We start from the raw sequence: 9,343 nt of genomic DNA, 5'->3' as shown, positions 1-9,343 counted from the left end.
CTGCACGCCGTGAATTTTCGCCACACAAATGGCATCTAAGGCAAAATGATGGCCAAGGAAACGGCAGGAATTGTAATACGATGCATCGGCGGCTTTTGGCATTGGGAATTCTGGCGGCCTGCGCGCTTCTGTTTTGGGGAGATCAGGCCCGCGGGGGTTTCCGGCACGTCGGGACGGACGGCGACGGAAACGGCCCCTACATCAACCTCATCATGCGGGAGGTGAGGGTCACCCCGATCCACGCCCACGTGGGGGACGTGATCCGGGTCGACATGGTGATCGAGAACCGTGGGGATCTGGGGAACGACACCGCCAAAATCGAGCTTCTCGCGAACGGCAAGGCAGTTGCCAGCCAGCTTTACAATTACGGATTCACTGGCGAAGGGGGGAGGATCTACCGGGCAACCTTTCACTGGGACACGAAGGGCGTCAAGCCCGGAGAGTACAAGGTCCGCGGCGAAGTGTTCGTCTGGTACGACGCCTCCCCGTTCGACAATTTCCTCGACGTGAATCAGCCCCTGGTTCTCCTGGCGCCCGGGACGGCGTTCCCGGGGGGGGAAACCGGAGGGAGGTCGGCGATGACGAGGGATCCGCGGTACAAACCGGCCGCCGGCCCGGGAGAAGAGGAAGTCGTCCGACCGGGGGGAAGGACGGGAAGCTACTGAGCGGCGACTTCTTCACGGCCGGGGGAATCAACCGTTGGGGAGAGGCATCCAAAGGACAACTGTGCAGAGGGAGGCACCCGTGAAAAAGATCGTCTTGCTCGGGCTGGCGGCAGCTTTCCTCGTGTTGGCGCTTGCCCGGTGGCAGGTGCACCGTACCGCAGCGCCGATTTTCACTTCCTCCGGCCAGATCTATATTCACGGGACTCCCATCTGTGTTTTCACGCTGGGCGGGAACGTCGTGGCGCAGGTCGGGCAGTGCCCCGATACGCCGGGAGCCGAGAATGAGGATCCCGGGGAGGAGGCGCCGTTACGCGGCCAGCCGGGGATGGGGCTCCCTCCCGGGCACCCGCCGGTGGACCGGGACGGGTTCCCCGACGGTCAGCGGACAGTCCCGATCTAGATCCCTATCTAATTTTTCCATCAAGATAATGGAAGGGAAAAAAAGGGGTCGTGCGGCCCCTTTTTTTCCCTTCGCTTCCTTGTTCGACCGAAATTTGTACACCCTCAGGGAAGGTGCCCGTCACCCTTTTCTTTTGGGAAATGCCTTCCGGCCCTGATAAAATAACGCGCGAGAGGAGGTGGGGTGGCATTCTACGCGGATCTGAGCGAGGTCTATGATGATTTGTTCCCTGTTTCCGTCGCCCAGCGGGAGCTGTTTGACTGGATTCGCGGAACGGGGGGAATCCGCCGGGTGGCCGACGCCGGCTGCGGTTCCGGCGCACAGCTTCTCCATTTCGCCTCTGCCGGCCTCTCCTGCGTGGGGTTCGATCCCGATCCGGCGCTTGTCGCCCTTGCCCGGGAAAAGCTCGCGCCCTTCCCCGGAGCCCGTGTTGAAGTCGGCGGGTTCGCCGATACGGCCCGCCTGGTCTCCCCGGTCGCCGACCTTCTCCTCTGCCTGGGTAATTCGCTGGTCCACGTCCCGCGGGAGGAGGCCGCCCGGTTTGTCGCCGATGCCGCGTCGGTCCTGTTTCCCGACGGGTGGATTCTCCTTCAGATCCTCAACTACGAGCGCCTTTTCCGCGAAGGGATCACGGAACTTCCCTTGATGCGGGGGGGAGAGGGGTCGATCGAGTTCCGGCGTCGATATGTCTGGGAAGGGCAGCGGGAAGTCCGGTTCCTCACATCGCTCCGGCTTGCCGGAGGTGAAGGGCCGCGGATCCTCCGGAACGAGATCCCCCTGTACCCCATCTATCCCGAAGAACTGTGGGAGATGCTTTCCGGGGCGGGATTTGCCCCGATCCGTTATTATGGTGACTTTGCGCGTTCCGACTTTACCCCCGACTCAGAGGCCCTCGTATGCCTGGCAAGGAAATCGTGAGGAACCCACGGAATCGGAGGAAGACCAGGAACCGGTTCCTGGCGATGGTCGCCGCCGTCCTTGCCGGCTGGCTGGTATCGCGGGGCGTCGCGGCGGCGAACCGGCACCATCTCACCCATCCCACACGCGCACTGCCTGCCCAGGACGGCCGTGTTGCACTCGAGAACGGCTTCACGGATCTGGACCTCCTTGCGCTATTGTCCGAGGGGAGCGCGGAGGGGGTCACCGGTGACGGGGCTCGGGTAATGCTGGCCCTCGACGAGGATCTCCAGAAGCAGATCTTCGCCTTGTTCCGCCGGTTCGACCCTCCCTACGGCGTCTTCGCGGCGATGGAGCCCGCCACCGGCCGGGTCGTCGCGCTGGTGGGGTACCGGAAGGGGGGAGAATCGGATCCGAGACTTCCCCTCAAGGCGGTCTATCCTGCCGCATCGCTGATCAAGGTCGTGACGGCCTCGGCCGCTCTGGAGAAGGGGAATATCTCCCCGGAGGACGAGATCAGCTACCGCGGCGGCATTTACGGGATCACGCGCAAGGGGATCCACGCCAGGGACGGGCGGGGCGTCCCTTCCATGTCGCTTGAGGAGGCGATCGCCAAGTCCGCCAATTCGGTCTTCGGAAAGGTGGCGGTCAACTACGTGGGCAGCGAAGTCCTCGCGTACTACATGTCAAAGTTCGGGTTCGGGCAGCCGATCCCCTTCGACCTTCCGGTCGAGGAAAGCCAGGGCGAGATTCCCCGGGACGAGTACAACCTGGCCCGCACCGGAGCGGGATTCGGGGAGGTGTACGTCTCCCCGCTTCACATGGCGATGATCATGTCCGCGATCGCCGCCTCCGGCGAGATGCCGCGGCCGATCCTCATCGAACGGGTGGAGGACAAGGACGGCAACGCGTTGTTCGAGGCCGAGCCGTCGAAGTGGCGCGACACCGTGAAGTCGGAAACGGCCGACGCCCTCCTCCAGATGATGGTGAAGACGATCGAGATGGGCACCTCGCGCCGGACCTTCGGCTCCCCGGAGGCGACCCCCATCCTGCAGGACATGGAGGTTGCGGGAAAGACCGGCTCCCTTTCGGGCTGGAGCCCCCGGATGCATTTCGAATGGTTCGCGGGAGTGGCGCCGGTGGGCGACCCGAAGCTCGCCGTGGCCGCCCTCGTGGTGAACGACAACCGCGGAAAGATCAAGGGGAGTTACGTGGGAAAGGAGGCGTTCAACACGTACTTCGGATATCCCTCCTCCACGCCCCCGGGCTACGCAAAGGCCAGGGGAAAGGCGCGCTGGAAACCGGCGGCGAAGAAATCGGACCGGGCGAAGGTTGGCACCTCCCGAAAGCGGAAGAAGAAGCGTGCTCCTCCCGCCTCCGGGATCACCGTGCCCAGGCGAAACGCACCCGCGGGGTGAGGGGAAGATGGACTTCCACAAGCTGATGGCGGCGAGGCGAAGCCGGCGGGCGTTCGCGGACCGTCCGGTGGAGCCGGAGAAGATCGAGCGGATGATCGAGGCGGCGAGATGGTCGCCTTCCTGCGCCAACCGGCAGCCGTGGCGATTCGTGGTCGTGGAGAATGGGGACCTCCGGCGGCCCGCCCTGGAGGAGGCGCTCGACCCGGGGAACGCCTGGGCAAAGAAAGCCCCGGTCTTGATCGTGAGCGGGGCGCGGAGGGAAGACGGGTCCGTCGTCGAGAGCCGGGAGTATTACCTGCACGATACGGGGCTGGCCACGATGAGCCTCCTCTACCGGGGAGCGGACCAGGGGCTGCTCATGCACCCGATGGCGGGGTGGAAGGAAGCGCCCCTGAAGGCGGCGCTCTCCATGCCCGAGGATTTCCGTCCGATCGCCGTCGTTGCCGTCGGGTACCCGGGGAAGCACGAGGATCTGGACGTGGAGACCCGGAAGAAGGACGAGAAGCCGCGCGTCCGGAAAGGGATCGGCGAGATCGCCTTCCAAGGCCGTTTCGGTGAGCCGTTCCGCGAGAACCTGCCGTCCGCCCCCGCGAAGGTGTACGAGACCGACATCCCGCTGCGGTTCGGCGACATCGATTCCATGGGCCACGTGAACAACGCCGTGACGGTGACTCTCTTCGAGACGGGGCGGGTGAAGTTCTTCGCCGACGTGCTCGGCCAGCCGAAGGTCGAGGACATCACCTTCATCCTCGCCGAGGCGAATGTCCGGTACCGGATCCCCATCCTGCTCCAGGACGCGGTGCGTCTCCGGATGTACATCACGGACGTGTCGCGGAGCTCCTTCCGGTTCCGGTGCGAGCTCTTCGACCCGCGCGACGGGCGTGTCTTCACCGAGGCCGAGACGGTCCAGGTGATGTACGATTATGCGACGGGGCGTTCCCGTCCGGTCGACTCGACGTTCCTCGAGAAGGTCCGGGAGTACATCGGCGGGTAGAACCGCCGCGGCGCCTCCTGTTCCCACCGGATCCGTACCCACGTAAAGAGAAATCGTTCTCCCGGGATGAGGCTTTTTTCGGGATCGACCGTCTAATAACTGGGGAATAAACTGGAATCGGGGGAACGGACTCCTTGAAAATCCGCATCGCCGCCTTTTCCCTGCTGACGCTCGTTTCCTCCGCAAGTGCTGGGGAGCTGAAAGGGAACTGCGAACTCCGGATCCTGGGGACCTCGACGCTCCATGACTTTGCCGGAACGGTGCGGTGCCAGCCGTTCCCGTTAAGCCTCGTGGGCGGCTCGGACGGAAGGATGGTCATCCCCGAGGTGGAAATCTCCGTCCTGGTCGAGGAGATGGACACGAGGAACAAGACCCGGGACAAGCAGATGCGAGAGATGTTTCAAAACGAGAAGTTCCAGCGCATCCAGGCTGTCCTTTCGAACCTCGATCCGGACAAAATCCGGCAGGAGATGCGGAAAGACCCGAACGGGAAGGGGACGTTGGAATTCATACTGAAGATCCGCGACGTGGAGCGCAGGATCCAGGCCGTCATCGGCAACCTGCGGGAAATCTCCGGACGGGTGTCCTTCGACGCGGAATTCCCCGTCTCGTTGAAAGAATACAATCTCACGCCGCCGACGGTATTCTTCGGCATCGTCCGGGTCGGCGACAAGGTCACCGTCAACGCGGCCTTTCAGCTGGAAGACGTACCCCCGAAGTAATCCGGCCCGTCCAGGCCGGCACCGGAGGCATAACGTATGCCAGTATGGATCCATCAGGTCGAAACGATCCTTCCCGAGTTCTCCTTCTCCCAGGAACAGGCCAGCCAGAAAATGCAGGATTGGTACAAGGACGACCGAACAAGGCGGATCATCCGCGTCCTTTACCGGCAGTCGGGAATCGAGAAGCGCCACTCCGTGATCACGAACTTTGACGGGAACGAGGCCGGCAGTTTCTTCAAGACCGGCCCCGATGCGCTCCTGCAGGGGCCGGGAACCGCCGCCCGCAACGACATTTTCGCCCTCGAGTCCAGGTCCCTTTCGGTGGCGCTTGCAAGGAAAGTCCTCGACCGCTGTCCAGGGGTCGGCCCCATGGAGATCACCCACGTTGTCACCGCATCCTGCACGGGTTTCTACAATCCCGGGCCCGACTTCTATATCGTGTGCGATCTAGGCATGCCCTTTTCCACCCAGCGCTATCACCTGGGATTCATGGGCTGTTATGCAGCGTTTCCCGCTCTGCGGATGGCAGCGCAGTTCTGTCAGGCCGATCCCGATGCCGTCGTTCTGGTGATGTGCCTGGAGCTCTGCTCGCTGCACCTCCAGATGAACGGAAACGAGGATTCCCTGTTGGCGAACTCCCTCTTTGCCGACGGCGCCGGCGCGGCGATCGTCAGCGCCCGCCCGCCGGCCCCCGGCCAAAGCGCCTATCGGATCGACGACTTCCAATCCGCTCTCGTTCCCAGCGGCGAGAAGGACATGGCCTGGCGCATCGGGGATCACGGATTCGACATCGCCCTGTCCACCTATGTTCCGAAGATCATCGGCGCCAATATCCGAGAGTTCATCGAGCCTTCCCTGGCAAGGATCGGTATTCGCATGGCCGATGTAGAAACCTGGGCCGTCCATCCGGGCGGCAAGTCGATCATCGACCAGGTCCAGGCGAGCCTGTCCCTGCGCCCGGAGCAGGTCAGGGCCTCCCGGGAGGTACTCCGCAATTTCGGCAACATGAGCAGCGCGACCATCCTTTTCGTCCTTCAGGAAATCTTGCGGCAGCCGTGCCGAAGCGACAGCGAAAAGGTCTGCGCAATGGCTTTTGGCCCGGGGCTGACGGTGGAGATGGCCCTGCTCCAGGCTCACCGGGCCGGATCCGGCGCCGGCGGCGAAGAAGCCTGTCCGCCATGAGGTTGAGCGTCGCTACGAATTTCGACCCTCTCCTTGTCGAATCCATCAAGGAGTACCCGGTCGTGGAGCTCTTCGGGAAACTGCGGGAGGACGCGGTAGGTGGGGGACGGGCGCCTTACCAGCTGGCCCCCGTGACGCGGAGAAGTCTCGAGGAGCACGTGCGGCATGCGCGCCGGGCCGGGATCGAATTCAATTACCTCCTCAACGCCTCCTGCCTCGGAAACCGCGAGATCACGCGCGCGGGACAGAAGGAGATCGAGGAACTGGCCGGATGGCTTTGCGAAATGGGCGTCGCGTCGGTCACCGTCGCGACCCCCTACCTGCTGAAGCTCGTCAAGACCCGCTATCCGCGTTTAAAGGTGCGCGTCTCGGTTTTCGGGGGCGTCGACCGGGTGCGCAAGGCCCGGATGTGGGAGGAACTGGGCGCGGACAGCATCGTGCTGGACAGCATCCTGATCAACCGGGAGCTTTCGACCCTCGAGAGGATCCGCAAGAGCGTGAAGTGCGATCTCGAGCTGATGGCGAACAACAACTGCCTCGCGGGATGCGCGCTCTCCCCGATGCATATGAACGCGCTTTCCCATGCCGGGCAGTCCTGGCATGGAAACAAGGGGTTCTTCATCGACTGGTGCTTCCTGAAATGCACCGAGATGAAGCTGCGCGACCCGGTGAACTTCCTCCGCTCGGAATGGATACGGCCGGAGGACCTGCACTTGTACGAGGGACTGGGCTACGACCGGTTCAAGATCGCCGAGCGCGACATCCCCACCCCCCTGATGGCGGCGCGGGTCAAGGCATACGCCGAAAGGCGCTACGAGGGAAACCTGCTCGACCTCGTCCAGCCTTACGGTTTCCAGGGCGTGAAGGAATCCGGCCGTACCAACCGGCGCGGGTTTGCCTGGCTCCTCCGGTTCTTCTTCAGGCCGATGCTCGCCAATCCCGTCCGCATGCTCCTGCTCAAGCGCCTTGCCGACCTCCTGTCCATGACCCGGCCGGTGGAGGGGGACCCGCTGGTTTTCATCGACAATCGGGCGCTGGACGGATTCATGGAGCGTTTCCGCGAAAGGGGATGCCGCGAGGAGGATTGCGGGGAGTGCAGCTGGTGCCACGAATTCGCCGGGAAATCCGTCCGCATGGACGAAGGCAGGCGCGTTCGCGCGCTCGCGGCTTGCGACGAAATCTTCCGGGCGCTGCACGACGGCAGCATGTGGCGCTATCTGCCGGGGAAGAAGGGATGAAAGGGAAGTTGGACTTGAATCTCCGGGATCATCTGAGCATCCCGGAGAGGAAGAAACTGTACAACGAGAGGCATTTCAGCGAGGCCGCGTCGAGGTACGACCTCGCCACCCGCGCCATGTCCCTGGGGCGCGACGCAGCGTGGAAGAGATGCCTGGTGGGGGCTCTGCCGGCGTGGCCCTCGCCTTCCTGTGCGGACCTGGGCTGCGGCACCGGCGACGTGACTTTCCTCCTTGCCGATAAATATCCCGGGGGAAGGGTCGTAGGGCTGGACCTCGTGGAGCCGATGCTGGAAGTGGCCCGGAAGCGCAACCGCCACCGAAACGTCCGGTTCACGAGGCAGGACATGTGCCGTACGGATTTTGCCGGCGAAAGCTTCGACATCGTCACGGGGAGCTACGCCCTGCGGAACGCGCCGGACCTCGGGCGGGTATTCGATGAGATTCGCCGGATCCTGAAGCCGGGAGGTGTGGCCGCCTTCCTCGATTTCGCGAAACCGGAGAATCCGTTCCTGCAGACACTCCAGTGCCGGCTGCTTTCGACCTGGTGCGGTTTCTGGGGCTTCCTCCTGCACCGGAACCGGGAGATCCACGGCTACATCGCCGCGAGCCTTGAAACGTTCCCGGACCGGACGCTCCTGCGGAAACTCCTGTTCGAAAGCGGTTTCGATTTGAACCGTTCGCGGCTCTTTTACCTCGGGATCCTGGAACTGATCGTACTCCGCAAGCGGATGGAACCCCAAGGCCGGGGACCTGCGCCCATTCCCGGCTCCTGATACCGGAGGGCATGTGCCTCCCACCGACCCTCAATCCGCATCCTTCGCCTGGGTCTTCGCGTTCGTGATCCTGCAGCGCGTCCTGGAACTCGGCTTGTGCCGCCGGAACCGGCGTGTGCTATATGCCCGGGGGGGAAAGGAATTCTTCCCGGAGACCTACCCCGTCATGGTGGGGCTGCATGTCCTCTTCCTCCTTGCCCTGTTCCTCGAATCGCATCCGTGGCGCGTCCCTTTGGACGCCTTGACCTTCGGCTGCCTCGCCGCTCTTCTGCCGGTCACAGGCATGCGTTACTGGGCGATCGCCAGCCTGGGAGAAAACTGGACCACACGCATCGTCGTCGTCCCCGGAGAGCCTGTCAAACGGGCAGGCCCCTACCGCTTCCTGCGGCATCCGAACTACCTGGTCCTGGTGCTGGAATTCTTCCTGATCCCCCTACTCCTGCGCGCCCCAGTGACACTGGTCGTTTTTTCCCTGGCCAACCTGCTGGCGCTCCGGCAGCGGATACGGCTCGAAGAGGATGCCTTGCGGGATTTCACGGACTATGAAGAGAAATTCCCCGGAACGCGACAACCTTATTAGAAATCGGCGAAACGGCAAAGACCCCGTTTATCCCAGCTTGATGCAGATCACCCCGAAGGCGATGAGCGCAGCCCCGAGCAGCCGGATTCCTCCGAACCGCTCGCGGAACAGGAGCATCCCCCCCAGGACGCCGATGATGGCGCTGGCCTGCCGGACGGAGGTGGCATACGAGACTTTCGCCATCTGCAGGCCGATGCGGTACATGAGGAAGGAGGCGAACAGTACCAGACCCGCGAAAAGCCCGCGCGCCCAGTGCGTACGGACCTCTTCCAGAAAATGAATCCGCGAGGAGGTGAGAACGACGTTGGCCAGCAGGAAGAGGAAAAGGACGACGTCGAGATAGTAGGTATAGAGGAAGACGTCCACGACCGTCACTCCCCGCTTGTCCACGATGGCCCCCACCGAGTAGAAGACGCCCGCCGAGAGGGCGAGAAGCACCCCGGGCAGCCGGAGGTTCCGGAGCGGGAAGGAAAG

General features: G+C 63.4%; 10 protein-coding genes and 1 pseudogene. 10 read left to right on the top strand and 1 reads right to left on the bottom strand.

From position 1 onward, the window contains the following. Positions 1-80 precede the first annotated feature (80 nt). The 10 genes from A2Z13_08745 (at position 81) to A2Z13_08700 (ending at position 8,869) form a co-directional block, all read left to right on the top strand. Positions 81-665 carry a hypothetical protein gene (locus A2Z13_08745; protein OGP76325.1) on the top strand — a complete coding sequence of 195 codons (585 nt, stop codon included), beginning with the start codon at positions 81-83 and terminating at the stop codon, positions 663-665. Between the two features lie 79 nt (positions 666-744). Beyond that, positions 745-1,065 (top strand): hypothetical protein, encoded by a 321-nt coding sequence (locus tag A2Z13_08740; GenBank protein OGP76324.1) that lies wholly within the window; start codon positions 745-747, stop codon positions 1,063-1,065. Positions 1,066-1,248: 183 nt separating this feature from the next. Further along, positions 1,249-1,983 (top strand): hypothetical protein, encoded by a 735-nt coding sequence (locus A2Z13_08735; GenBank protein ID OGP76323.1) that lies wholly within the window; start codon positions 1,249-1,251, stop codon positions 1,981-1,983. Continuing rightward, positions 1,980-3,380, top strand: coding sequence for a hypothetical protein (locus tag A2Z13_08730; protein OGP76322.1), 1,401 nt, complete (start codon positions 1,980-1,982; stop codon positions 3,378-3,380). Before A2Z13_08735 ends, A2Z13_08730 begins: the two co-directional genes overlap by 4 nt. Positions 3,381-3,387: 7 nt before the next feature. Further along, positions 3,388-4,374 (top strand): hypothetical protein, encoded by a 987-nt coding sequence (locus A2Z13_08725; GenBank protein OGP76321.1) that lies wholly within the window; start codon positions 3,388-3,390, stop codon positions 4,372-4,374. Between the two features lie 134 nt (positions 4,375-4,508). Next, the gene (locus A2Z13_08720) at positions 4,509-5,096 is read left to right on the top strand and encodes a hypothetical protein (GenBank protein ID OGP76320.1); all 588 of its coding nucleotides are present in this window, start codon (positions 4,509-4,511) and stop codon (positions 5,094-5,096) included. Between the two features lie 36 nt (positions 5,097-5,132). After that, positions 5,133-6,278 carry a hypothetical protein gene (locus A2Z13_08715; GenBank protein ID OGP76319.1) on the top strand — a complete coding sequence of 382 codons (1,146 nt, stop codon included), beginning with the start codon at positions 5,133-5,135 and terminating at the stop codon, positions 6,276-6,278. Next, complete coding sequence (locus tag A2Z13_08710) at positions 6,275-7,516, top strand: hypothetical protein (protein ID OGP76318.1); 1,242 nt, start codon at positions 6,275-6,277, stop codon at positions 7,514-7,516. Before A2Z13_08715 ends, A2Z13_08710 begins: the two co-directional genes overlap by 4 nt. Next, positions 7,513-8,289 (top strand): hypothetical protein, encoded by a 777-nt coding sequence (locus tag A2Z13_08705; protein ID OGP76317.1) that lies wholly within the window; start codon positions 7,513-7,515, stop codon positions 8,287-8,289. Before A2Z13_08710 ends, A2Z13_08705 begins: the two co-directional genes overlap by 4 nt. Before the next feature lie 13 nt (positions 8,290-8,302). After that, positions 8,303-8,869 (top strand): hypothetical protein, encoded by a 567-nt coding sequence (locus tag A2Z13_08700; GenBank protein OGP76316.1) that lies wholly within the window; start codon positions 8,303-8,305, stop codon positions 8,867-8,869. Positions 8,870-8,896: 27 nt separating this feature from the next. On the opposite strand, the pseudogene A2Z13_08695 reads toward A2Z13_08700, so the two are convergent. Beyond that, positions 8,897-9,343, bottom strand: a pseudogene (locus A2Z13_08695) (hypothetical protein).

It is taken from the genome of Deltaproteobacteria bacterium RBG_16_64_85 (assembly GCA_001798885.1).
Lineage (GTDB): Bacteria > Desulfobacterota > Deferrimicrobia > Deferrimicrobiales > Deferrimicrobiaceae > FEB-35.
Note: the sequence above shows the minus strand (reverse complement) of the source record. Positions and strands in the feature narration are given on the sequence as shown.